Origin of the sequence: Nocardia sp. NPDC057668 (assembly GCF_042799795.1) — a bacterium.
Classification (GTDB): domain Bacteria; phylum Actinomycetota; class Actinomycetes; order Mycobacteriales; family Mycobacteriaceae; genus Nocardia.
Window position 1 is genome coordinate 196,485 of sequence record NZ_JBHVIC010000003.1, and the last position, 23,749, is coordinate 220,233.

Genomic DNA, 23,749 nt, shown 5'->3' on the forward strand with positions numbered 1-23,749 from the left:
CACGGCCGTTATCCAATATGGCCGCGACTCAACGAGGAGTGCTGATGTCCCAGGTCATACCATCGCGTCATCCCGCTGAACCCCTGCCCGTACCGGGGGTCATCCGAGGTTTCGCACTCGCCCTGGGGCTGCGCAGGCCCGACGCCGGCCAGTTCCGTCACCTCGGCGAGTGCCTGACGGTGGGCGACGAGCCCATGGATCAGCTGGTCGAGTGGATGTACTCCGTCGGCATGAGCACCGCCAAGCCGTTGTTCGAGCGGGCGCTGGCCGACGGCATCGCGAGTGTGCAATCGCCGCCGGAGCCACTGCGGGCGTTCTTCGCCGATCTCGAGGCGATCCCCGCCTGGGTCGATCCCGACACCCTCACCCGGGCCGCCCTGGTACTGCGCGGCGGTGGATCGGACGGCATGTACCTCGCGCGCGATGTCTCACTGCTGGGCGGCTACCAGTTCGCCGGATTCAACCAGACCCTTTTGCGGACAGGCGCTTTGGAGAAGGGGTCCAACACCCGTTTCGCCGAAACGATGAAGTGGGCGATGGACGTCATCTCGGCCGACGGTCTGCTACCCGGCACCACCGGGTATCGATCCACGGTGCGGGTCCGGATGATTCACTCGTTCGTGCGCCGGCACGTGGTCGCGATGCCGGACTGGCAACCACAGCTCTGGGGCCTGCCGATCAACCAAACCGATATGGCGGCAACGCTCGTGGGCTCGTTCATCGCCCCGACGACGGGCGGTCTCGGCATGGGGATGCTGCTGCCGCCGTCCGATCTCGACGCGATCGCGCATCTGACCCGCTACACCGGCTGGCTGCTCGGCGTGCGGGAGGAGTTCCTGCCGCACTCGTTCCGCGATGGCGTCCGCGTGCTCTACCACACGATGACGGCCCTCGCGACGCCCGACGAAACCACCAAACAGCTGGCCGCGCCCATGGTCGACGACCCACTGACCTGGAACTACAGCCGGTTCCCGCAGCTGCGCCGGAAGCTGGCGAGATCGGCGCACCTGTCCGTCACCAGCGCCTTCCTGGGCCCTCGCGCCATGCGTGCGCTGGGCCTGCCGAAGGCCGTCCCGCCGTGGTACCCGCTCGTCCGGATTCCCGTGAACATCACCAGATCTGTTACCGCACAGCTGGTTCCCGGCGGCATGGAACGCGCCGCGGCCCGCGGTGAACGCGAGAACGCCACCTTCCTGCGGACCATGACCGACGCCCCGACGACCATCGGCGGCGCGGTCGAGGGCCTCGTCAAAAGCGCATAGGCGATGTGCGCGCGGGCGAACCTTTGTCCGCGCGGCGCTCATCGCGTGGCCGAGGGTCAGTGGCCCATTTGATCGGTCAGCGAAAGCCCTTCCTTGGCCTTGATCCGACGGTGCTCGAGCAGGAGCCAGACCGTCCCGCCCACAATCCCGACCGCACACACGATGGCCCCGATCAGAGCCCAGCCCATGAACCCGTAGGCCGCCGCCGTGAGCGTCGCGCCGAGCGCCGCGATGCCCAGCATCCACAGCAGGATGCCGGGGAAGTTGTAGCCGTCTTCGATGCTTTCACCGGCGTGACTTCGCGTGGTCCGGGCCGTATCGGGAACGCCGTCGGGCGACTGGTCGTGGGTTCCGGGACGGGTCATGACGTGGCTCCTTCGCTGTCGGGTTATTGATGCGATTACCCCGCTCACTCCAGGCAAACGTGAACTTTCGCGCGCAATGGACGGGTACCGCGTCGGATCACCGCTGGAGCGAAGCGCTTGACCCGGACGGATTGCGGGTAGTTCACCGGTACTCAGCGCGACGGCGAGTCGTAAGGAGATGGCCATGAAGGCACCGGGTGCGGCCCCGTTCATTCCGCCCCGCGTCAGCGACCGCGCGGCGGCCCGCACGGATTTCGTGATGGATCCGAAGCGGGCGCGGCCGCGATCAGCGAATTCCGAGCCGGGTGCCTGATGACGACCATGGAACCGGTGACCGTCGGCGTTGAGGAGGAATTCCTGCTGACCGACCCGAGGACGGGCGCGCCGGTCCCGAAGAACACCGCCGTCGCCCGGACCGCGAAGCAATCCGGGGTCGAGTTGCAGCTCGAATTGACCGGTTGCCAGGTGGAAATCAGCACCGGCGTCCATACGGACACGGCGGCGCTGCTCGCCGAACTGGGTTCGCTGCGGCGCGCGGTCGCCGAATGCGCGAAGCGGAACGACGCGCGGTTGCTCGCCGTCGCGGTACCCCCGAGCGTTCCCGAGGAGTTTCCCGTCACCGACACCCCCCGATATCAGCGCATCGCCGATCGGTTCGGGATGCTCGCCCGCGAACAGGGACTGTGCGGCTGCCACGTGCACGCCGGCGTGCCGGACCGCGATACCGCGCTGCGGGTCAGCAACCAGCTGCGCCCGTGGCTCCCGGTGTTTCTGGCGTTGACCGCGAATTCCTCGATCTATCGCGGCGCGGACACCGGGTACGCGAGCTGGCGCAGCATCCTGTGGCATCGCTGGCCCAGCGCGGGTCCCCCGCCGTACTTCGAGTCGGTCGCCGACTACGACGCCCTGGTCGATCTGATGGTCTCCGGCGGCAGCATTCTCGACAGGAAGATGGTGTATTGGGATGTTCGCCCGTCCGAGTCGTACCCCACGATCGAGGTGCGGATCAGCGACGTTCCCGCCACCGTCACCGAGTCGGCGCTGCTCGCCACGCTGATTCGAGCGTCCGTCATGACCGCCCTCGCCGACCTGGACGAGGGCCGGCGGGCACCGGCGGTGCGCGCCGAGGTGCTCCGCGCCGCGTATTGGAACGCCGCGCGCTACGGCCTCGACGGCGCGGGCCTCGATCCCCGCACCCGCCACGTCATTTCCGCGCACGCGCTCGTGAACGGCTTGGTCGAGCACGTGACACCGGCCCTGGAAGCCCTTGGCGCACAGGCGTTCGTACGCGACGCAGTGGCCACGGTCCTGCGCACCGGAAACGGCGCGCAGCGGCAGCGGGCGGTGTTCCGCGAGGGCGGCGACATCTCCCGACTGACCACCGAACTCGAGCACATCACCCTGGAGGGATGCCCGTGATGAGCGGGAATCAGTGCCGCGCTTCACCTTCCACAGCACCCGACCGGCCGCGACCGGACGGGGCGAGGCCGAACGCGAACCTCGCCCCGTCGGTGTAGCCGGTGCCGATCCACCTCTGCCCGGCGCCGAGACCGAGCAGGAGCAGCCTCAGCCGTGCCGGAGCACGGTCAACGTCGCCATGAGCTTGTCCACCGCCGCCGTGCGGGCGAAGGTGGTCAGTTCCAGCACCGCCGGAAGCCGCCGATAGGCCACGGATTTGGCGTAGGTGAACTCTTTCAGGCCGTCCGGGCCGTGAATCCGGCCGAATCCGGAATCGCCGACCCCGCCGAAGGGCAGTGCGGGGACCGCCGCGAACAGATAGACCAGGTTCACGCCGGTCATGCCCGACCGGATGCGGCGCGCCAATTCCTGACCGCGCCGTTTGGCGAACACCGCGGAGCCGAGACCGTAGCGCGAGGCGTTGGTCAGTTCGATCGCCGCGTCCATATCGCGAACCCTGTTGACCGCCAGCGTGGGACCGAAGGTCTCCTCGACCATCGCCGGCGCGTCCTCGGGAACGTCTACGAGAATGGTGGGCTGCACCACGCGGTCACCGACCCCGCTCTGCCCGCCGATGACCGCACGCGCACCCCGGCGCACCGCGTCCGCGATGTGCTCGGCGACCACGCGCGGCTGGGTCGGCATCGTCATCGGCCCGATCGCGGCTTCCGGATCGCTACCCGCGCGCAGGTTTTCGGCCTGTGCGGTCAGGATGGCGAGAAAGTCGTCGTAGACCCGTTCGTGCACGTAGACGCGTTCGGTTCCGATGCAGGCCTGCCCGGCATTGGAGAACCCGCCCCACAGTGCCGCGGCCGCCGCGGCTTTCAGATCCGCGTCCGCGTCGACCAGCAGGACGTCCTTGCCGCCGGCCTCGACCAGCACCGGGGTCAGAGTGTCCGCGCAGGCGCTCAGGACCTTCTTGGCGGTGGCCGTCGAGCCCGTGAACGCGATCTTGTCGACCCCCGAACGGCACAGCGCCGCACCGGTTTCGCCCAATCCCGTCACCAGTTGCAGCACGGGATGCTCGGGGACCACCTGAGCGAACGCGTCCACCAGCCACGCGCCGACGCCCGGGGTGTACTCGCTGGGCTTGAACACGACCGCGTTGCCCGCGGCCAGCGCGTAGGCGATGGATCCCATCGGGGTGAACACCGGGAAGTTCCACGGGCCGATGACACCGATCACGCCCAACGGCAGATACTCCACCGAGGCGCCGAGGTCCACGGCCATGAGACCCGTCGAGACTCGCTTACGCCCCAGTACTTTTCGCGCGTTCTTCGCCGCCCATGCCAGGTGATCCAGCGCCATGACGATCTCGAGCTGCGCGTCCGAGGTCGGCTTGCCGGTTTCGGCATGACTGAGCTCGGCCAGCTGGGGCAGTCGGCGCGCGATGATCCCGCGCCACCGATCCAGGCGCTCGGCGCGTTCGGCGAAGCTCAGCCCGGCCCACCAGGCCGCCGCCGCGCGGGCCCGGGCAACGGTGTCCCGGACCTGCTCCGCGGTGTGCACCGCATGGCTGCCCACACGGTCACCGGTTGCCGGATCGAGCGAATCGAAGGTCACGACGGCCTCGGTGCTCACGAATTCTCCTTGTGCTTCCTGGATTTCGGTCTCGGAGCTCACGAGCGATCACCTCGGATCAGGTCCGCGGCCTTCTCACCGATCATCACGGTCGCGGCATTGGTGTTGCCGCGCGGCACGACCGGCATGACCGAGGCGTCCGCGACGCGCAGGCCCTCGATGCCGTGCACCCGCAGGCGCGGGTCGACCACCGACATCTCGCCGCCGCCCATGGCACAGGTCGACACCGGGTGGTACAGCGTCTGGGTGGCGGCCCGAATGTGTTCGGCCAGTTCCGCGTCCGAGGCCGATTCGACCCGGCCGGGCAGAAACGGCCGGTCGAGCAGGCGCGCGAAGGAGGGTTCGCGGGCGATGTCGAGGACGCGGCGGGCGCCCGCGATCACCGCGGTCATGTCGATCGGATCCTCGAAGTAGGCCGGATCCAATTCCGGCTTCCAGGTGGGGTCCGCGGAGCGCAGGCGCAAACGGCCGCGACTGGCCACGTTCACGAGAGTGACTCCGGCGGTGAACATCTGCCCCACGGGCTCACGGAACCCGTTGTCGTAGAAGCCGCTGGGAGCGACGTGGATCTGAATATCCGGCGCCGCCAGACCGGCCCGGGATTCGAAGAACGCGCCGCCCTCGCCCACATTGGAGGACAGCGGACCGCGCCCGGTCAGCTTCCACTGCATCAGGCGGGCCGGGGTGGAGAAGTCGGCGAGGTCGGAGGTGCCGCGGGTGTGCCAGATGAACGGCGTCACGGGATGATCGTGCAGGTTCTCCCCCACGCCCGGCAGGTCCAGCACCGGGTCGATGCCGTGCTCGCGCAGCTGGGCGGCCGGGCCGATGCCCGAAAGCATCAGCAGCTGTGGGGAATTGATCGCACCGCCGGAGAGCACGACCTCGTGGTCCACGAACACGGTGTGTTCGGTTCCGCGTCGCCGATAGCGCACGCCCACCGCCCGGGTCCCCTCGAGCACCACGCCCGTGACCAGTGCGAAGGTCTCGACCGTCAGGTTGGGCCGGTCGAGCACCGGACGCAGATATCCGTCGGCGGTCGACCAGCGCCGGCCGTTGCGGCAGGTGACCTGGTAGCGGCCCGCGCCGTCCTGTTCGGCACCGTTGAAGTCGGCATTGCGCTTCAACCCGCCGGCCACCGCCGCGTCGATCCACTCGTCGGTCAGCTCGTGGGTGTAGCGCCGGTCCTCCACGTGCAGCGGCCCGGTGGAGCCGTGGTAGCTGTCGTGCAGGCTCGTATTCGTTTCGGCGCGAACGAAGTACGGCAGCACGTCGTCGTAGCCCCAGCCGGTCGCGCCGAAATCGTCACGCCAGGAGTCGAAGTCGGCGCGGTTGCCGCGGATGTAGATCATGGCGTTCATCGACGAACAGCCGCCGAGCGCCTTCATCCGCGGCCAGAACGCGCGGCGGCCGCCCATATGCTTCTGGGCGACGGTCTCGTAGTTCCAGTCCCATTTGGTCTTGAACAGCTGCGGGAACGCGGCCGGAATCTTGATCTCGTCGGCGTCGTCCGTCCCACCCGCCTCGAGCAGCAGCACCGATACCGCAGGATCCTCCGAGAGTCGCGCGGCCAGCACCGCACCCGCACTGCCTGCTCCGACGATCACATAATCAAAGCGTCTTTGCCCGCTCACCCTTGTCCTCGCATTCGCGCCGCCCGCGCCGTGATCCCGATCACAGCCTTCCCTTCGAAGGCTAAAGCCGCCGGTCAACGGATTGACAGGCCCGACCGGGCCGCTTTTTTGATATATTCGGCCAATGCGCACTCCCGTATCGAGGCGCGCGTGAGCGTCCTGACCGCGTTGCGCGCACCCACCAGCGCCCTGCTGATCACCCGCCTCGCCGCCGAACACGGCCTCACCGAATCGGACTGCCTGCGGCACAGCGGCCTGAGCGCCGACCACCTGCGCCGCCCAGGCGCGCTCATCACCGGCGCGCAAGAGATCGCCATCATCACCAATCTGCTCGACGCCCTGCCGGACACACCGGGCCTGGGCTTCGCCGCCGGGCTGCGGTATCACGCCACCGCCCATGGCATCTGGGGCTACGCGCTCATCTCCAGCCGATCACTGCGCGACGCCATCGACGTCGGGCTGCGCTTTCTCGACCTGTCCTATTCGTTCTGCCGTATCACCACCACCGAATCCGGGCGCGACCTGGCACTGGTGATCACCCCGGAGGTCGGCGATCCGCGGGTGGCCCGGTTCGTCGCCGAACGCGACATCGGCATCATCGCCACCCTGCATCGGGATATCACCGGCCCCGAGGCCGAGATGCGGGCCGTTCGGCTGCCCTACCCCCGGCCGCCGACAGCCCGCCGAATAGCTGAAACTCTGTCCCTCACACCGAATTACGGACAGCAGGACTACGCGGCCGTATTCGACGCCGCGACGGTCGACGCGCCCCTCCCGCAGGCCGACCCGTACACCGCCGCCCTGACCACCGATCAGTGCAGCGACCTGCTGAGCCGGCGCCGCGCCCGCACGAGCCTGGCGGGACAGGTCCGCGAGGTCTTGTTCGCCGGCCGGCGCGGAGCCCTGAGCGAGACCGAAACGGCTACCGCCCTGCACCTTTCGACCCGCACGCTCCGCCGGCAGCTGGCAGCGGAAGGACAGTCCTACCGCACACTGCTCGACGAGGGCCGCAGCGCCCTGGCCCGCGAGCTGCTCTCCGGCACCGATCTGCCCACCGCCGCGATCGCGGACCGCCTCGGGTACTCCGAAGCCGCGAGCTTCACCCGGGCGTTCCAACGCTGGACCGGATCCACGCCGCTGCGCTGGCGGCATGCGCAACGGCGGGGTGATATGACACCGCCCGACCCGGCCGCGATCCGCTGAGCGCTCGGCGACACCTTTCGCAGGTGCTCAGCCGAGCTGCTGATCGAACACCTGCGTGCCGCGACCGGTAGCCGGATCCACCGTCACCACACGGAGATTCGCCGCGCTCGGGGTGAGGTCCAGCACCATGAATCCGAGTTTGTCCTGGCTCTCGTACAGCGCCTTGGTGCGGTTGCGACCGCCACTGCCGCTGCTGCCGCTACCGCCCGAGCCCGAGGTCTTCGCGGCCGCGCCCGAGACGATCTGCCGGGTGCCTTTGGTGGCCGTGGTCGGCTCGAGCACCTGAAGCGAGTGATCGTGGCCGGAGAGGATGAAATTGACCCTGCCCAGTACGTGCTGCTCGAAGAACGCCTTGACCGCGACTCCGCTGAAGGGTGCGGGCAGGCCGTCGTAGCTGCCCGCGTTGCCGTGCCCGCCGTTGCTCAGATAGGGGTGGTGGGTGCAGACGATCTTCCACTTGGCGCTCGACGCGGCCAGCGCCCCGTCGAGCCACGCACGCTGCGCGTTCATATACGGCCCGTCGACGCTGAACTGCGGATCCAGCACCGGCGGGATGATCGCCGCGAGCGGGGTCAGGTCCAGGACGAAGAACTCGACGGCGGGATCGATGCGCAGCGAGTAGTACCGGCTGGGCATCCACCAGCGCGGCGAGGACGCGTGGTAGGCGACCTCGAAGTTGCCGCGCGCCAGCCAACTCCCGTCACCGGGAAACACCGAGCTGGTGTCGTGGTTGCCCAGCACCATGGCCCACGGGAAATCCAGTCCCGCGTTGGGGTTTTCGAACTTCGCCGCGAACTGGGGATCCTGCTCGTCGCTGGGCCCGCTGTCGTAGATGTTGTCCCCGAGCCCCACGGCCATCGAAAACGGTTCGCGCGCATGGAATTCGCGGGCCGCGTTGGCAACCGCCAGCTGGGTGGAGGACCCGGTGCCCGCGTCCCCGGTGACCAGGATCCGGGCGCTCCCCGGCCCCGGCAGCGGGAATTTGACGACACCGTCTCCCACCGGCACCGCCTGCGCGGGAGTCAACCCCAGGAGTGATGCCCCCGCCACCACACCGGCGACCCCGGCCGCCCCGGCCAGCAGTTCGCGGCGCCCCATGTTCGGACCGTGGGCGGTGACGTTACGTGCTTGCTGCATATCAGGCAGACCCTTGCGAAGTTGGAGTTCGGTGCTGGTGAAACAGGTTCGACAATCAGACTGGTCGCGCGTCCAGTGCCGAAAGCGAGCTCATAGTACCGAGATGACTCCCGCGTGATCCGCGAATGAACAGATCCGGATCCCCCGCTGAAGCGTTGCCGTTTCAACCGGCACCCGCCGGGACGCCCGCCCCGGTTCCCGTCGCCACTGGCACCCCGCCAGGGCAACTGCCCCGAGGAAGAACAGCGATTCGCATGAGCCCTGGCTTTCCGCCAGCGAATGGTCTCAGGCCTTTTCTTGGGTACCCCCACCAGGGCTCGAACCTGGGACCCGCCGCTTAAAAGGCGGCTGCTCTGCCAACTGAGCTATAGGGGCATCGTCCGGATGGCGAGATCCGAACCCGCGGCTTCCCGCTCCCGGAGCGGGAAATCCGGCCGTACCTATCCGCATCCGATCGACGGCAGCCGAATTGCGTGCTGCCGCTTGCCGGCCCGGCAGGATTCGAACCTGCGACCTCCTGGGCTTCAACCAAGCGCTCTGCCAACTGAGCTACGGACCGTTATCCACCCATCCCGAGAATGGGCCGACTTCGTCAGTCGAAGCGGTGGCCGGATTCGAACCGGCGACCTACGGGTTATGAGCCCGTTGCGCTGAACCATACTGCGCCACACCGCCATAGCGCGCCTTCGCGCACCGCACAGGTGAGAGGAATCGAACCCCTGTTAACGGCTTTGGAAACCGCCGCTCTGCCACTGAGCTACACCCATTCGCATTTCCCGAAGGAATACCGCGGAAAGTTGAGGAGTCGAACCCCCGGGACACGCTGCCCGCCTCCGGTTTTCAAGACCGGCTGACCTCCACAGGCCGGAACTTTCCTTTCCCGCCACCTCGTCGAGTTTGCGGTAGAACAAGATTCGCAGGCCCCTCCCCCACCCGCAACCGAATTACGCTCGCGCACCCTTCACCACCTCGACGCCATTCGCGAGGCGGCTCGGCCGACTATGGTCGGTAGAGCTGTCTTCGAGGGGGGAGTATTCGTGCCGAGTGTGTTCCGGTCCTACATCGACGGTGGCAGGTTCGTGTTCCTCGATCTGAAATCGTTGCCCGGTGATCTGCAAGCCAAGTTGCGGCGGCGAGCCGACGCCGGATACGAGGAGCCGCGTCGACCGACCGACCACGAGCTCGAACAACTGGACTCCGAGATCGCCCAGCTGAACGGGCGGGTGTGGACGGCGCGCCTGGACAACACCGATCCCGGCCGACTTCGGCAGCTGAACGGGCAGTTGCGGGAAGCGCACCTGAAGCGAAAGGCCGCGATCTCCGCTCGAAAACAGCCCTTTCCGAACCGCTTTCGATGGCCGATCACGCTCGCCGTCTTTACCGCCCTGGCAGGATGGGCGGTTCTGGTGTCACAGCTCGGCGATATCCCGCTGCTACTTCTCCTACCTGCGGTGTGCGGAACATCCGAGATCAGTCGGCAGATCTCGCTTCGATTCCCTCGCTCGCTGGTGCTGAGTAAGAGCGAAGCGCTGCTCGTGGAGGAAGCGACACGGAGCATTCCGATATCCGACAAGGATCGGGCGATCACGCTGCTGAAGCACCAGAGGTCACCCAGGAACGCCGCCGATCTGATCGCCGTCGCGTCGTATCTCGCGGAGCTCATCACCGGCAGTGACGCCTGGACCAGCCCCTATCTCGAACCCCACCGGGCGCAGTTCGACGTGAACGAGGAAGTCCGGCAGATCGCGACGAACGCCGCGCGATACGAGGTGATGCTCCAGCGCGTAGACGTCGCGCCGACCGGCTCGACCCCCACCGCCGAATTGGCGAAGTCAGCCCAGAACATCGCCCGGCAACAACTCGACGTCGTCTGGAAGACACTGCGGAAGCGAGTCGCCGCCCTGATCGACTTCGCCTCGCACATCAAGCAGCTCGACACCGAACTACACAACGCCGCACTGGCACGCCAAGCCTTGGACATGGACGACGAGCTGGCCGACCTGATGGCCTCGGCCGCCGCGAACGAACTCGCGACCGGCCAGTTGAGGCACCTCAGCGATCAAACAGCCGGCCTGACCCTAGCGATTCGAGAGCTCGTCGAGCATCTCCACAACGACCTCACCACGTTGCGCGCCCTCGCCCCACGAGACCGCCCCCGAGACACGATGCCCGGCTCCGGCTTCGACCCCGCCTGACCACCGCGGAGCTGACCCAACCGAGGTCAGCAAGCCGTTTCGAACAAGCAACACTCACCCCGCGAAAACCAGTGCGTGGCACACCAACTCGACCGCCGGTGCAGCCGACACCCACTGCCGTACCGACGGAGTCGTGGCCAGGTCGTTGATCGTGTTCAGCGCCGCCTGCACCCGGACCCGAGCGCGGGCGTCATCGGACTCCGTGCCGGTCTGGCGCAGGATCCGCATCCAGGTCGCTATGTAATCGTGTTGGGCGACGCGCGCGCGGTGGCGTTCCTCGTCGGGGAGCTGGTCCACCTCGGAGTTGAGGAGGCGGACCAGGGACGCATTCTCGAACGCGAACTCGCGGTAGCTCGCGATCAGGCGGCCCAGCGCATCGCCGGGGCCGTGGGCGCGGCCGAGTTCGCGTTCCATGTCGGCGCGCAGCAGATCGCCGCCGCGCACGATGGCAGCGGACAGAATCTCGGCCTTGCTGTCGAAATGGTTGTAGAGGCTGGCGCCGGCAATGCCGATCAGGGCGCCGATATCATCGAGACCCACGTCCGAGAAGCCGCGCGCGGCAAAGAGTTCGGTGGCCGCGGCCAGAATCTCCGCGCGTCGCGACGGTGACCAGGACGACGCCGGCAGCGCCGGGACCCGCGTGTCGAACGCGGGAATCGCGGTCGCCGCGGTATCCCGTAGCAGGCTCGCGAGCAGTTCCGGATCCACCTCGACCGCGTGGAACGAGACGCTGGTCGCGACGCCGAGCACGGCCCACGCGAGGAAATCAGCCTGTGCCGCATCGACTTCGGGGCGATCGCGCCGCACGATCTCGGCCAGATCCCGCCCGATATCGCGCAGCGTGCCGCGAATCTCCTGCCGGGCTTCCCCGGTCAGATGCCGGGCCTCGCGATGCCAGAGCACCCCGATCGCGCGCCGCTCGATCATGACCTCGGCCAGCAGCGCCGCCGAGTCCGAGAGTGCACTGCCCCGCGCATCGCCGAGTACCCGCTGCACGGCCGTGAGCCCTTCGGTCACAACGGCTTCCAGCAATTCGTTCTTGTTGCGGAAATGCCGGTACAGCGCGGCGGGGCTGACGGCGACCGCCTCGGCGATATCCTTCATCGACACCCGGGAGTACCCGCGCCGGTAGAAGAGCTCCGCGGCGGCGGCCAGCACGAGTTCCCGGCGGTTGGCCGGGCGCGTCCCACGCACCGGACGGGTCACGATCAGCACCTCTCCTCGAACTCTCGGTAGATCGGTTCGCCCTCGGCGAATGATCGCGCACTCGAGGATATCGCCGCGCCCGGGTCAGCATCGCGGCCGCCGGGCTCAGCGCACTCCGAGCGGCGATCGCGACCCCCGTCAGATGTTGAAACCGCCCCCGCACACCACGGTCTGAGCACTGATGTAATCCGACTCCGGAATGCAGAACAGATAGACCGACCCGGCCGCCTCGGCGGGAGTTCCCGCGCGACCCAGCGGAATGCCCTTCTCCATCGTGGACAGCAACTCGGCGTTCACGCCCACCCTGATCTGATTGCCGGCGACATCGATCGTGCCGCCCGAATCGGCCGACGCCTCGGTGAGGCGCGTCTTGATCAGGCCGAAGGCGACCGTGTTGACGGTGACGTTGTACCGGCCCCATTCTTTGGCCAGAGTCTTGGTGAGCCCGGTGACACCGGCCTTGGCAGCCGCGTAATTCGCCTGTCCCGCATTGCCGCCCAGGCCCGCGACCGAGGAGATGTTCACGACCTTGCGCGCGTGCACCGGCTCCCCCGCCGCCCGCGCCTGCTTCACCAATCCGGAGATGACCGGCTGTGCCGCGCGCAGAATCCGGAACGGCGCCTTGAGGTGTACGTCGAGAATGGCATCCCACTGCTCGTCGGTCATCTTCTGGATGACCGAATCCCAGGTGTAGCCGGCATTGTTGACGATGATGTCGAGCCCGCCGAAGCTGTCGACGGCGGTCTGCACGAAACGTTCGCCGAAGTCGGCATCGGTCACGCTCCCGACACAGGCCACCGCCCGGCCGCCCGCGGATTCGATGGCTGCGACGGTGTCCTTGGCGGGCTCGGCATCGAGATCGTTGACCACGACCGCCGCGCCGTCCGAGGCGAGTTTGAGCGCGATCTCACGCCCGATCCCGCGACCGGAGCCGGAGACGATGGCGATCTTGCCGTCCAGTTTTCCCATGAGCTGCAGGTCCTTTCAGACCGCGACGAGCGCGGTGCCGGTGAGGGTGAGAGTGCCGTCGGCGAGTGTGACGGCGAGTTCGAGAGTGGCGAGCGTCGTCCCATCGACGATCTCCACCGCGGTGACCGTGCCGGTCGCGGTGGGCCGGGCGAGAACGGGTGTCTTGGCGGCGAATCGCACGGCGTACGAGCGGATCGCTTCGGGGGCAACCCAATTCGTCAGCAGCCTGCCCAGGTACGCCATGGACAGCATGCCGTGGGCGAAGACATCGTCCAGCCCCGCGGACTCGGCCACATCGAGATCGATGTGAATCTGATTATGATCGCCGGAAGCGCCCGCGAACAGGGCCAGCGTGGCGCGCGAGATCGGATCGATCTCGATCGGCGGCAGCGTGTGGCCGACTTCGAGCGGTGCGATCACGGCCGCACCTCCGGATTCTGCACGACGAGAACCGAAGTCAGATCGGCGACCGCGGCACCATCCGCCCGCGTGACAGCCGCCTGTTTGACGATGAACTCGAGCGCGCCGTTCTTCTTGGTGTAGACATCACCGATGGTGGGCCGCACCGTGAGCACATCACCCGCGTGAGCGAGCGAGTGGTAGGTGAAGCGCTGTTCACCGTGCAGCACGCGGCGCAGGTCGACTCCGATCTCGGCCAGCCACGCGAACGGGTCGGACTGTTCGAGTTCGATGGCGAACAGGAAGGTCGGAGGCACCGGGAGGGTAGCGTGCCCGGCCGCAGCCGCGACGGCGGCATCGGTGAAGACCGGATTGATCTCGCCGATCGCCTTGGCGAAGAAGCGAAGCCGGCCGGCATCCACGGTGAGTTCGGTCGGGGGCAGTGCGGTGCCGATGATGGCCGGGTCGACAGCCATGCTCAGCCAACCTTCTCGTACAGCGTGACCACGGCCGCCCCACCGAGGCCGATATTGTGCTGCAGAGCCAGGCGCACGTCCTCGACCTGACGAGCCTCCGCCTGCCCGCGCAACTGCCAGACGAGTTCAGCGCACTGCGCCAGTCCGGTCGCGCCGAGCGGATGCCCCTTGGACAGCAGACCACCCGACGGATTGGTCACCACGCGACCGCCGTAGGTGTTATCGCCATCGGCGATGAACTTCTCCGCCGTACCCTCGGGCGTGAGGCCGAGCGCCTCGTAGGTGAGCAGTTCATTCGTGGTGAAGCAGTCGTGCAATTCGACCACCCGGATATCGCGGGGATCCACGCCTGCCTGTTCGTACACCTGTTGTGCGGCAGCACGACTCATATCCGAGCCGACAATCGTCATCATCGAATTGCCGGTGAAAGTGCCCGCACCGTCGGTGGTCATGGCCTGAGCCTTGATCGCCACATCGGACCGCAGTCCATGCCTGCGCGCGTAGTCGGCACTCACCAGCACCGCGGCCGCCGCACCGCAGGTCGGCGGACAGCACTGCAACCGAGTGAGCGGACCGTAGATCGGCGGCGAGGCGAGCACCTCCTCGACAGTGACCCGATCGCGAAACACCGCGTACGGATTATTCGCCGCGTGCTTGCGCGCTTTCACCGCGATCTGCGCGAAGACCTTCGAATCCATCCCGTACTTTTCGCAGTACTCTCGGCCCGCACCGCCGAAATACTGTGCGGCGAAGGGTGCATCGCTATTGCCCTGAATGCCCTCGACCACCGTGTTGAAGCTGTCGAACGGCGTCGGCCGATCGGTATAGCCCATCGCCAGCGCACCGCGCTGCATCTGCTCGAACCCGACCGCGAGCACCACGTCGGCCACTCCATGCTCGATGGCCTGGCGCGCAAGGAACAGGGCCGACGAGCCTGTCGAGCAATTGTTGTTGACGTTCATCACCGGGATACCGGTGGTCCCTACGCGGTACAGGGCCGCCTGGCCCGCGGTGGAATCGCCGTACACGTATCCCGCGTATGCCTGCTGCACGGCGTTGTAGTCGATCCCGGCATCCGTCAGCGCGGATCTGATCGCTTGCTCGGCCATGAGGTCGTAGGTCTGGCTTTGGCGCGGTGTGGTGAACGGGATCATTCCGACACCGGCGACGATGACAGTGGTCATGGCTGGCTCTGTAACTGTTCATGGTTCACTTAGCGGACGTTACGGCATGTGGCCGTAGGAGCCAAGGGTTCCTCGAACGGAGGCTATGGCTTATTGGTGTTTACTTGATCAACAGATGGGCGTCGATCGTGGCAGCGTGGGGTCGTGGTGCTGGAGACAGCCGACGGGGGTAGCGACTTTGCGGATGCGCGGCCAGTACCTGAGGGATCGCAGCGTTGAGAACTGGTTGGGTTGACGAACGACTAGATAACGAGAACCAGCGGAGTACAGAGGGGAGGTCGGGCTACGGTTCCGGCCCTCCCGAGGCAAAGCAGCCTGGATAACGGAATACCAGCGGGGACCGGTTCGGAGCCTCGACGGCGGTACCAGCCCTACCGGGCCGATAAGAGGGATCCACCACCAGCGGGGGTACGAGCAACCCTCGAATCGACTACCGCTCACCACAATCACCCTCTGAAGCAGTACCAGCATTCAACGATGACGGATCTTTGTCTGTAGGTCTCGAGAAGGTTCCCACGGCCATCCAGCCAGGCTGGAAGGGCGAACAGGCTCCCAGCTGGGGAGCCGAAGTCGGGTACGGCAGGCGAGGTAACCAGCACTGCCGCGTTGTTCTTGCTTGTTCTCCCGAACCCCGCCGGAAGATGAAGGGTGCGTGCGGGTCTCGGCTACGTCGGCCACTGGAATGAACACCAACGCCGCTCTTGCGTTGTGGGCTTTTGCTCCGGCTGGAGGCAGTGCTCTAGCAGAGTCGCCGCGCCGGGATACCCGGGATCCCCGAGGGGCCGCGCACTTGCGGGTGATGACGGAAGTTCACGCGCGGTCTGCGAGCGGGGTCGATATGCGGTGGCGGAATCCACCCGGTCTTGCCCGGATGCTCCGACTCTTCCGGCATGACGATCGTTTTCCAGCCGTTCGGACCAGAATTGACCTGGGCGTGGCAGGCATCGCACGCGAATGTCAGGTTCTCGATGTCCGTTTCGCCGCCATCAGCCCACTCTGTGATGTGGTGGACCGCCGAGCGGGTGGCTGGGGCGTCGCATCCGGGGCGGGTGCACCCGCGCTCGACCGCGGTGAGTGCCAGGCGCTGTTCTACCGAGGCGAGGCGTTGACCACGGGAGAGGTGCAGGGGGCGTCCGTTGGCATCCACGATCACCAGGTACGGGGTGGACCGCGCGGCCAACGTGATCGCTTCGGTGATCGAGAGCGTGCCACCGGTATTCGTGGTAGCGAGCCCGGTCCGCTGCTCGAGATCGGTCAACCGCATGGTCACCACGGTCGAGACCGGCAGCCCCCGGTGATACCCGAGCTTGGTGGGTCCCATGTCCGGCTGCAGGAACCGCAGCAACGCATCGTGATTGCGCTGGGCTTCGCTGCGGTGATCACGCTTGGCAGCAGCCCGCAACACGTTCCGCGCGGCGACGGTCGCAGCATCGGCCTCGCTGTCGTCGGCGTCGATTTCGGTATCGATCCCGAGTTGCGCAGTGGTGTGCGGGCTTTCGGGATCATCAGGGTTGCACATGCCGGGTCGCGCGAATTTGGCGAACATCGGCAGGAACACCGCACCCAACTCCGGAGTGAGCAACCCCGAGATCGGGAACATCCCATCCGCGCGTTGACGGCCGATGCAGATCCCGCGCATCCGTTGCCGATCCCGATCAGCGATCAACGACCCATCCGGGTCGATATGGGCCAGGGCCCGGACCCCGAGGGTCGTCACACCCTTGGGGTCACCGATGCGGGCGTAGTCGGTCAAAGATTGTTCGGTGAAGTCTTTGACTTCCGCGCTCGCGCGTTCGGGAATCCGGTCCAGGACCTTCACGATCGCTTGCACGTGCTCGGCGGAGATCTCTCCCGCGCGCTGGGCGGCGGCGATGTGGGGGAATACCGGTGGCCGCTGGAACGACCCTTCGGACACGGTCGACAGCCGGTCGGCGTTGCGCACTCGAGCCGCGGCATCGAAATGGGACAGCCGCAAGGTCTGTTGCAGGAACACGATCAGACTCTTCACTCCGGCCTGCGTGTTCAACCCCCGCACACCGCATTCGAGGACGAAGCGTTGCTTAACCGCTTCGAGCATGCGGAAACTGGTCTCGAGTTCCTGCATCTTCTCGATGAACTCGGCATCGGGCAACGAGAACAGAGGAGATTCGAGCAGGTTCTCCACAATGGCAGCGTGTGCGGTGACACTCTGCGCGATCGTGGTTTCCCCTCCCGAATTCATACCCCCATTCTACTCCTCAATAGCAAACAGATATAGCCCAATTCAATTGTGATACAACAATATTCAGACCCAACTACAGTTCAGAACCCCGCCGGAATCGACCCCGCCGAAACACCGCGCGCACCCGCTCCCGCCAGCCGCCCTCGGGTTCCGTTGCGGGCAAATCGCTTTCGATCGCAGCCTCGGCCACCGCCGCCTCCGCGAAGCGCGCGTGCAACTGGTCACGAACCTGATCCGGCGTATAGGCGCGGCGTCGCCGTTCGGCGCGCACAACGACCACACCGGTGGCGACCACACCGGCCGCGCCTGCCAATCCCACTGCCTTCCACCACCTCATACCGCATAGGCTACGGGCATGAGCGATCAGGGCATCAGCCTGGACCGAGCACTAGAGCTCACCAGAACCGGCGACATCTGGCTCTTTCGCGGGCATTCGGCCGCCGACCGGGCGATTCGCATGACCACCAACAGCCCCGTCAACCATGTCGGCATGTCCGTGGTGATCGACGACCTGCCCGCCCTGATCTGGCACGCGGAACTCGGGCGCTCACTGCCGGACATGTGGTCCGGCAACACCCATCGCGGCGTTCAGCTGCACAATCTGCGGGACGCCGTCATGGTGTGGGCCGAACGCTACGAACAGCGCGCCTGGTTCCGCCAGCTCGACCACCCGGTCACCCCGGAGATGGAAGCCAAACTGCTGCGCACCATCGCGCGCCTGGACGGCACCCCCTTCCCGTCCACGGCCGCCCTGGCGGGCCGCTGGTTCCGCGGCCGCGGCGCGCGCCTGCCCTGGCGCAAGTCCGACCGGGCCACCACCCGCGAGCTCGAAAGCGCCTATTGCGCCGAGGTGGTCGCGGTCACCTACCAGGAGATGGGCCTGCTCCCCACGAACCGCAAATCCAATTGGTATGACCCGGGCCGCTTCTGGAGCGGCGACGGCCTCGAACTGTCGGGCGGCTACGCCCTCGGCGGCGAGATCGCCATCAAGACCTAGCGGACACGCGCCGACCTGACGGGACCGTGATCGTTTCGGGCCTACGCTCGTGCCGGGGACCCCGATCGACGAAGGGAACGCGATGCGCAGCGCCGATCTGATCTTCAGCGGTGGGTCGATCATCACGGCCGACGACGGCGGGCCCGCCGAGCCCTCCCATCTGGCGGTCTCGGATGGCCGGATCATCGCCGTCGGGTCGGACGAGGTGCTCGGGCACCGGGGACCCGACACCGAGATGATCGATCTCGCCGGGCGCTGCCTCATGCCGGGTTTCGTTGAGGCGCATACGCATCCGACGCAGGACCAGACGCTGTATCTCGACTGCGTGGTCGACATCCGGCCGGTCACCACCTGTCCCACCGCCGCCGACGTGGACCGGGCGATCAAGCGCGCGCTCGACGTCGCGCCGGCGGGCGAGCCGCTGGTGTTCTACGGCCTGGACGTGCTGTTGCAGACCGGCTACCCGACGCCGACCCTCGAGTGGCTGGACCGGATCGGTCCCGACCGGCCGATCATCATCTGGCAGAACTCCGGGCACCAGGCCTGGGCCAATACGGCGGCGTTGCGCAACGCCGGGCTCACCGACGCCACCCCCGATCCGATCGGCGGCAGTTTCGAGCGTGACACCGACGGTCACCTCACCGGCACCGTGTACGAGGCTCCCGGCGTGGAGGCGGTCGTCGCGCCGATCCTGTTCGCGGCGCTGCGGGGTCCCGAAGCGCTCGCGAAGCAGCATGCGGCGCTGGCCGCACAGGGCGTGACCATGTGCAGCGACATGGCGTTCTCCCCCGCGATGCGCCCGCTGGTGGCGGCGCTGTACGAGCAGAACCTGGCCAGGGTCCGCATGCGGGTGTACGAAACATCAACGCCCGCTTTGACAACCGACTATCCGCTGGCGAACGGGGACGACCTCTTCCAGCAGATCGGCATCAAGATCTGGGTCGACGGATCGCCCTGGGTCGGCAACATCGACACCTCGTTCCCGTATCTGAACACCCCGGCCACCGCGGCGCTCGGCCTCGGGCACGATCATCGCGGGCACGCGAACTACACCGAAGCCCAGCTCGCCGAGATCGTCGGCGCCTACTACCCGAGGGGCTGGCAGATCGCCTGTCATGTCCACGGCGACAACGGCGTCGACAAGATTCTCGACGCCTACGAGCGGGCCCTGCGCGCGCATCCGCGCCCCGATCACCGCCTGCGCCTCGAACACTGCGGCGCGATGACCGCGGCCCAGTTCCAGCGGGCCGCGCGCATGGGTGTCACCTGCAGCCTGTTCGTCGATCACCTCTACTACTGGGGCGACGTGCTCGCGGACGACCTGTTCGGCGCGGACAAGGGCGGTCACTGGGTTCGCACCAAATCCGCCCTCGACGCCGGGATGCGCGTTTCCTTCCACAACGACAGCCCCGTGACCCGGGAAGAGCCGCTGCGCAACATGTCCGCAGCCGTCACCCGCACCTCCCGTACGGGCCGCGTGCTGGCGCCGGAGGAACGCATCACCGTCGAGCAGGCCATCCGAGCCCAGACGATCGACGCTGCCTGGCAGTTGTTCGCGGACGACATCACCGGCTCCCTGACCCCCGGGAAGTACGCGGACCTGGTGATCCTCGATCGCGATCCCCGCCACGTCGACCCGCTGGACCTGCCCGGCATCGATGTCCACGCCACCTATCTCGCCGGGCAGCCGACCTACCGGCGCTGATCGCCCCGCGCGAGGCACGCCTACGGCCGCCGGCAGAAGCTCCGCGCCACCAGCCCGGCTCGCAGATAGCTGAGCCCGATGGGGGCGACGGGATCGAACCCGGTCAGCGCGCCGACGCGTTTGAGGCGGTAGTCGACGGTGTTGACGTGGACGTTCAGCGTGCGGGCCATCCGTTTTCGATTGCCGTCGGTGTCGATGTGCAGGCGCAGTGTTTCCAGCAGTTCGGGCTGGGAGTCCAGGGGGTCGAGCAGGCGGCCCAGGTGATCCAGGGCCGGTCCGGGGCGGGTCAGCTGGAACTCCAGGGCGATGTCGGGGAATCGGTAGAGACCGGCCCGGTAGCGCAGGCGCTGCACCAGCTGCAAGAGCTGATGGGCGTGCCGGGCGGCGGCGGGCACATCCGGCGCGGCGCTGGGGACCGTGGTCGCGTGGATCGGTATCCGCGCGGCGGCGGCCAGGTAGCCGATCAGTTCGTCGAGGCGATCGTCGGGCACCCGCGTGCAGGGAACGAGCAGCGTCCCGCCGCCGGTTCCCAACGAGGACAGCACTTCCGGACCGAAGCGCAGTGCGAGCGCGTCCCGGAGCCGGCGCGGTGCGCTGTCCGTCGCGGCGGTTTCGGAGTGGGACTCGTCCGGGTGACTGCCCGGGGCCAGTGCGAGCACGTGATAGTGCTCCGCGACCGCCAGGCCGGAGACATCCAGGGGCGCAACGGCTCCCGCGGTCAGCAGCACCGAGGTCAGCGATCGGGTCGCGGCCGTGTGATGGCCGATGACGTGGCGGTATTCGTCGATGTACGCCGCGGCCACGATGGCCGTGATGGTGTCCAGCACATCCAGCAGACTGCGACCGATCCGGCCGGCATCGTCCGCGCCTTGCGCGGCCGCGTAGGTCAGCAGCACGTCGGAGCAGAGCCGAATCCCGCGGTGCACGGCCCGATGCACGACCTCGGCGGGGACGCCGTCGCGTGCGAGACCGGCTGCGGCCGAAGCAATCCGGCCGCGATCATAGCCGGTGTCGTCGCCGTTCATCAGACCGCGGGCGAGCCGCACGCAGATGCCGGCGATAGACAGTTCCGCCCGCTCGGCATCCGCTTCGGGGGTGTGCGGGCCCGCCTGCGCGCGGCCTTCGGCGCCGAGCCGCCGCGACAGCGTTCGAGGATCCCCGAGTATCTCGGCCGCGGTCCGGCCCGATACCCGTAACGGGCGCGAAGTCTCCGCAGGCATGGTCCCTCTTCCTGCTCCGACGTTCCTGGACACCAGCGTCTGAGAACTAGTGGTTTCACACTGTAGCGCCGCCCCGTATCGCGCGACACGAAATTCCGAAGGTCTCGAACGCGTCGCGGGACGCCCGCGCTCCGGCGCGCCAACCCCCTACGCCCAGGCAAGTAGCCACAAATTCGCTAACGTTCCCGATCGTGGCGGAGACTGCTTCCAAACGACGCGGGTTGCCCTATGTACTGGCAGCTGTCGGCGTGCTGTGCGCGATTGCCATTGGTGCGCTCGCCTACGCGAACGAGCGGGGTACCCGGGAAGTCACCTCCGAGGTCGGGGCCGAGCAGGTCGGTGACGGGGTGCACCTGGAGTTCGGTGCGCAGCGGATCGAGGCACAGCGGCGGGAAGTGGTGACCCAGTTGCGGGTCGTGCCGTGGGGAGCGCTGGCCACCGACCAGGACCAGACGATTCCCGCGAAGAACATCGTGGTCGAGTTGCCGCTGGCGACCACGACGCGAATGGAGCTGCCCGCCGGTGACCGGATCGCGGTCAAGGAGGTGCGGCTGCCACTCTCGGACGGGGTGATCTCGGACTACCCGTTCGACCGGTACACCGTGCAGCTGCTCGCCGAGGTGACCGTCGACGGAGCGGACATTCCGATGTCGGTGTCCTACACCGACTATGACCCCTTCTACCTCAGTCGTGTCACCGAGGAACAGGTGGACGCGGGCGTCGCGTACGCGGAGATCAAGGTCAAGCGCTCGCGGGGCACGTTCATCCTGGCCTGGTTCCAGCTGCTGGTCATGTGGTTGCTGTCGCTGTCCGTCCTGGCCGGCGCGCTCTACATCGTGCGCCATCGCCTCGGCCTGCCCTGGCCGGCCCTGGGCTGGATGGCCGCGACCCTGTTCGCCCTGGTCGGTTTCCGCAACGCCGCACCCGGCACGCCACCGGTGGGCTCGCTGATCGACTACTGCGCGTTCTTCTGGGCCGAGGCGATCGTCGCGTTCTCCATCGCCCTGGTGACCTGGAAGGGCGTGCGAGTCACCGGCTGAGAGCGCGCGTTTCGGCACTCATCGAGTGTTTCCGGCCGCCTGCCGTTGCGGTTCGGCCGAAATCCCCTCGCTGCCACCGAATCCCGATTCGACCGCGTCCACCAGGCCCAGGGTCGAGAGCGGGCGCGGGGTGAAGAGATTGGTGAGGTAGGACAGGGTGATGGCCCAGCGGTTGACGCCCCGGGACACCGCCAGGGTGTGGTAGGCGCGGGTGACCGCCTTGGCCGGCAGGCCCGACAGCCGCACGCCGAGGGGGTTGGCCACCGCGAAGCGCGGGCCGAGATCCACGACCAGGCCCAGGTCGCGGTGTTTGTAGCGGGTGCCGGTGCCGACGCCCAGGCTCGCCGCGACGTTTCGAGCCAGGACGCTGCCCTGGCGGGTGGCGTGCTGGGCGGTCGGCGGAGTGATCTTGCCCGGCACGACGAGGTCGGGTACGGCCGCGGCGTCACCGCCGGCGAAGATGTCGGGGTGACCGGGCACCCGCAGCGTGGGGTCCACAACGAGCCGGCCGCGTTCCATCGGCAGCTTCAGGCCGGTGAGGACCGGGGCGCCGGTCACCCCGGTCACCCACGCGACAGTGCGGGTGGGAACGACCGTGCCGTCGGTGAGCACCACTCGCTCGTCGGTGACCTCATCCAGCGTGGTCTCCAAGCGGATGTCGATCCCGCGGTCGCGCAGGACCTGTAATGCCTTCTCCCCCAGCCGTTCACCTACTTCGGGCATGACCCGGTCCGCGGTGTCCAGCAGCAGGAACCGAACATCGGCGGGGTCGAGGCCGCGGCGCGCGGTATAGGCGTCGGCCAGTGCGCGCAGTTGCGCGACGAGTTCGGTTCCGGCATAGGAGGCTCCGACGACCACGACGGTGCGACGGCCCTCGCGCACGCCGGGGTCGTCCTCGTTGTCGGCCTCCACGAGCTGACGCAGGAAGTGCTCGCGCAGGTACACCGCCTCGGCGATGGTCTTGAGCCCGCGCGCGTGCTCCGCCAGGCCCGGCACATCGAACAGGCGCGTCACCGAGCCCGGGGTCAACACCAGCCTGTCCCAGGACAACTCGACGGGCCCTTCGCTATCCCGTTGCACGGTCAGGGTTTTCGAGTCCGGGTCGATCGTGTCGACCTTGCCGATCACCAGCGTGACCTTCGGCAGCGTGTCGACCAGGGAGATGGCGACGAACCGCGGGTCGATCAGCCCACCGGCGACGTCCGGCAGCAACGGCGTGTACAGGTGATAGTCGGTCGGCGAGACCAGCACGATCTCCACGTCCCGCCCGGACCGGCCCAGGATTCGGCACAGCTTCCTGGCACAGGTGAATCCCGCGAATCCGCTCCCGACGATCACCACGCGCTGCCGGCCCGCACTGTTCTCGACTGTCACTGCGCCACCTCGTTGGTCTCGGGGGTTTCCTCGGCGTTTCCCCGCACACCCGGCTCGAAACCCCGCCGCCGCGATGCGGTGACGATCGGCACACCGCCGAATGCGGGGGGACCCGCCGAGACGAGC

20 protein-coding genes and 5 tRNA genes are annotated in these 23,749 nt (G+C 67.5%); 7 read left to right on the top strand and 18 right to left on the bottom strand.

The genetic code is table 11. The annotated features are described in order from the left end of the window. Positions 1-44 precede the first annotated feature (44 nt). Positions 45-1,262 carry an oxygenase MpaB family protein gene (locus ACFVBH_RS19485; protein ID WP_379003106.1) on the top strand — a complete coding sequence of 406 codons (1,218 nt, stop codon included), beginning with the start codon at positions 45-47 and terminating at the stop codon, positions 1,260-1,262. 56 nt (positions 1,263-1,318) lie between these two features. On the opposite strand, the gene ACFVBH_RS19490 is transcribed toward ACFVBH_RS19485, so the two are convergent. Beyond that, positions 1,319-1,627 (bottom strand): hypothetical protein, encoded by a 309-nt coding sequence (locus tag ACFVBH_RS19490; protein WP_379003108.1) that lies wholly within the window; start codon positions 1,625-1,627, stop codon positions 1,319-1,321. A gap of 321 nt (positions 1,628-1,948) precedes the next feature. Here ACFVBH_RS19490 and ACFVBH_RS19495 point away from each other — a divergent pair, with 321 nt between their 5' ends. Next, positions 1,949-3,046: a glutamate--cysteine ligase gene (locus tag ACFVBH_RS19495; protein ID WP_379004542.1), complete on the top strand. Its 1,098-nt coding sequence runs from the start codon at positions 1,949-1,951 to the stop codon at positions 3,044-3,046. Positions 3,047-3,193: 147 nt separating this feature from the next. Here the strand turns inward: ACFVBH_RS19495 and ACFVBH_RS19500 are convergent, their stop codons facing one another. After that, positions 3,194-4,666 (bottom strand): aldehyde dehydrogenase family protein, encoded by a 1,473-nt coding sequence (locus ACFVBH_RS19500; RefSeq protein ID WP_379003110.1) that lies wholly within the window; start codon positions 4,664-4,666, stop codon positions 3,194-3,196. A gap of 38 nt (positions 4,667-4,704) precedes the next feature. Then, positions 4,705-6,270, bottom strand: coding sequence for a GMC family oxidoreductase (locus ACFVBH_RS19505; protein WP_379003112.1), 1,566 nt, complete (start codon positions 6,268-6,270; stop codon positions 4,705-4,707). Positions 6,271-6,447: 177 nt separating this feature from the next. Here ACFVBH_RS19505 and ACFVBH_RS19510 point away from each other — a divergent pair, with 177 nt between their 5' ends. Next, on the top strand, positions 6,448-7,500 hold the full coding sequence (locus ACFVBH_RS19510; protein WP_379003114.1) for an AraC family transcriptional regulator: 1,053 nt from the start codon (positions 6,448-6,450) through the stop codon (positions 7,498-7,500). A 27-nt stretch (positions 7,501-7,527) separates the two neighbouring features. Here ACFVBH_RS19510 and ACFVBH_RS19515 read toward each other — a convergent pair whose 3' ends face one another. The 6 genes from ACFVBH_RS19515 to ACFVBH_RS19540 form a co-directional block, all read right to left on the bottom strand. After that, on the bottom strand, positions 7,528-8,637 hold the full coding sequence (locus tag ACFVBH_RS19515) for a metallophosphoesterase (protein ID WP_379003116.1): 1,110 nt from the start codon (positions 8,635-8,637) through the stop codon (positions 7,528-7,530). A 302-nt stretch (positions 8,638-8,939) separates the two neighbouring features. Beyond that, a tRNA-Lys gene (locus tag ACFVBH_RS19520) sits at positions 8,940-9,012 on the bottom strand. Positions 9,013-9,123: 111 nt separating this feature from the next. Continuing rightward, positions 9,124-9,196, bottom strand: a tRNA-Phe gene (locus ACFVBH_RS19525). A gap of 40 nt (positions 9,197-9,236) precedes the next feature. Next, positions 9,237-9,312, bottom strand: a tRNA-Met gene (locus ACFVBH_RS19530). Positions 9,313-9,333: 21 nt separating this feature from the next. Next, positions 9,334-9,404: transfer RNA gene (locus tag ACFVBH_RS19535), tRNA-Trp, on the bottom strand. Between the two features lie 23 nt (positions 9,405-9,427). Further along, positions 9,428-9,513, bottom strand: a tRNA-OTHER gene (locus tag ACFVBH_RS19540). A gap of 347 nt (positions 9,514-9,860) precedes the next feature. On the opposite strand from ACFVBH_RS19540, the gene ACFVBH_RS19545 reads away from it, so the two are divergent. Beyond that, the gene (locus ACFVBH_RS19545; protein WP_379003118.1) at positions 9,861-10,832 is read left to right on the top strand and encodes a hypothetical protein; all 972 of its coding nucleotides are present in this window, start codon (positions 9,861-9,863) and stop codon (positions 10,830-10,832) included. 54 nt (positions 10,833-10,886) lie between these two features. On the opposite strand, the gene ACFVBH_RS19550 is transcribed toward ACFVBH_RS19545, so the two are convergent. From ACFVBH_RS19550 to ACFVBH_RS19580, 7 genes are all read right to left on the bottom strand, one after another. Continuing rightward, positions 10,887-12,038, bottom strand: a complete 1,152-nt coding sequence (locus ACFVBH_RS19550) for a TetR/AcrR family transcriptional regulator (protein WP_379003120.1) — start codon at positions 12,036-12,038, stop codon at positions 10,887-10,889. A gap of 138 nt (positions 12,039-12,176) precedes the next feature. Then, positions 12,177-13,007: an SDR family oxidoreductase gene (locus ACFVBH_RS19555; protein WP_354988434.1), complete on the bottom strand. Its 831-nt coding sequence runs from the start codon at positions 13,005-13,007 to the stop codon at positions 12,177-12,179. Between the two features lie 15 nt (positions 13,008-13,022). Next, positions 13,023-13,427 carry a MaoC/PaaZ C-terminal domain-containing protein gene (locus ACFVBH_RS19560; protein WP_379003122.1) on the bottom strand — a complete coding sequence of 135 codons (405 nt, stop codon included), beginning with the start codon at positions 13,425-13,427 and terminating at the stop codon, positions 13,023-13,025. Beyond that, a complete protein-coding gene (locus ACFVBH_RS19565; RefSeq protein ID WP_379003124.1) occupies positions 13,424-13,882 on the bottom strand; it encodes a MaoC family dehydratase N-terminal domain-containing protein in 459 nt (152 codons plus the stop codon). The genes ACFVBH_RS19560 and ACFVBH_RS19565 overlap by 4 nt, the downstream gene beginning before the upstream one ends. Positions 13,883-13,884: 2 nt before the next feature. Next, on the bottom strand, positions 13,885-15,066 hold the full coding sequence (locus ACFVBH_RS19570; RefSeq protein WP_379003126.1) for a lipid-transfer protein: 1,182 nt from the start codon (positions 15,064-15,066) through the stop codon (positions 13,885-13,887). Positions 15,067-15,805: 739 nt separating this feature from the next. After that, on the bottom strand, positions 15,806-17,287 hold the full coding sequence (locus ACFVBH_RS19575) for a DUF222 domain-containing protein (RefSeq protein ID WP_379003128.1): 1,482 nt from the start codon (positions 17,285-17,287) through the stop codon (positions 15,806-15,808). Positions 17,288-17,360: 73 nt separating this feature from the next. Further along, positions 17,361-17,582: a hypothetical protein gene (locus ACFVBH_RS19580; RefSeq protein WP_354988429.1), complete on the bottom strand. Its 222-nt coding sequence runs from the start codon at positions 17,580-17,582 to the stop codon at positions 17,361-17,363. Positions 17,583-17,642: 60 nt separating this feature from the next. Between ACFVBH_RS19580 and ACFVBH_RS19585 the strand changes: the two genes are divergently transcribed. Next, positions 17,643-18,284, top strand: coding sequence for a hypothetical protein (locus tag ACFVBH_RS19585; RefSeq protein WP_354988428.1), 642 nt, complete (start codon positions 17,643-17,645; stop codon positions 18,282-18,284). Between the two features lie 82 nt (positions 18,285-18,366). Beyond that, a complete protein-coding gene (locus ACFVBH_RS19590) occupies positions 18,367-19,989 on the top strand; it encodes an amidohydrolase (RefSeq protein WP_379003131.1) in 1,623 nt (540 codons plus the stop codon). A 20-nt stretch (positions 19,990-20,009) separates the two neighbouring features. Here ACFVBH_RS19590 and ACFVBH_RS19595 read toward each other — a convergent pair whose 3' ends face one another. After that, the gene (locus ACFVBH_RS19595) at positions 20,010-21,209 is read right to left on the bottom strand and encodes a PucR family transcriptional regulator (protein WP_379003133.1); all 1,200 of its coding nucleotides are present in this window, start codon (positions 21,207-21,209) and stop codon (positions 20,010-20,012) included. A gap of 191 nt (positions 21,210-21,400) precedes the next feature. On the opposite strand from ACFVBH_RS19595, the gene ACFVBH_RS19600 reads away from it, so the two are divergent. Next, positions 21,401-22,249: a DUF4436 family protein gene (locus ACFVBH_RS19600; RefSeq protein WP_379003135.1), complete on the top strand. Its 849-nt coding sequence runs from the start codon at positions 21,401-21,403 to the stop codon at positions 22,247-22,249. Between the two features lie 18 nt (positions 22,250-22,267). Here ACFVBH_RS19600 and ACFVBH_RS19605 read toward each other — a convergent pair whose 3' ends face one another. Then, entirely contained in the window at positions 22,268-23,623 is a 1,356-nt protein-coding gene (locus ACFVBH_RS19605; protein ID WP_354988424.1) for an NAD(P)/FAD-dependent oxidoreductase, read from the bottom strand. Between the last annotated feature and the right edge of the window lie 126 nt (positions 23,624-23,749).

What these genes read in the sequence shown, in the direction of transcription:
- ACFVBH_RS19595 (WP_379003133.1), bottom strand. Translation starts at nt 21,209, where the DNA reads ATGCCTGCGGAGACTTCGCGCCCGTTACGGGTATCGGGCCGGACCGCG.
- ACFVBH_RS19585 (WP_354988428.1), top strand. Translation starts at nt 17,643, where the DNA reads ATGAGCGATCAGGGCATCAGCCTGGACCGAGCACTAGAGCTCACCAGA.
- ACFVBH_RS19485 (WP_379003106.1), top strand. Translation starts at nt 45, where the DNA reads ATGTCCCAGGTCATACCATCGCGTCATCCCGCTGAACCCCTGCCCGTA.
- ACFVBH_RS19515 (WP_379003116.1), bottom strand. Translation starts at nt 8,637, where the DNA reads ATGCAGCAAGCACGTAACGTCACCGCCCACGGTCCGAACATGGGGCGC.
- ACFVBH_RS19570 (WP_379003126.1), bottom strand. Translation starts at nt 15,066, where the DNA reads ATGACCACTGTCATCGTCGCCGGTGTCGGAATGATCCCGTTCACCACA.
- ACFVBH_RS19495 (WP_379004542.1), top strand. Translation starts at nt 1,949, where the DNA reads ATGGAACCGGTGACCGTCGGCGTTGAGGAGGAATTCCTGCTGACCGAC.
- ACFVBH_RS19490 (WP_379003108.1), bottom strand. Translation starts at nt 1,627, where the DNA reads ATGACCCGTCCCGGAACCCACGACCAGTCGCCCGACGGCGTTCCCGAT.
- ACFVBH_RS19590 (WP_379003131.1), top strand. Translation starts at nt 18,367, where the DNA reads ATGCGCAGCGCCGATCTGATCTTCAGCGGTGGGTCGATCATCACGGCC.
- ACFVBH_RS19565 (WP_379003124.1), bottom strand. Translation starts at nt 13,882, where the DNA reads ATGGCTGTCGACCCGGCCATCATCGGCACCGCACTGCCCCCGACCGAA.
- ACFVBH_RS19555 (WP_354988434.1), bottom strand. Translation starts at nt 13,007, where the DNA reads ATGGGAAAACTGGACGGCAAGATCGCCATCGTCTCCGGCTCCGGTCGC.
- ACFVBH_RS19575 (WP_379003128.1), bottom strand. Translation starts at nt 17,287, where the DNA reads ATGAATTCGGGAGGGGAAACCACGATCGCGCAGAGTGTCACCGCACAC.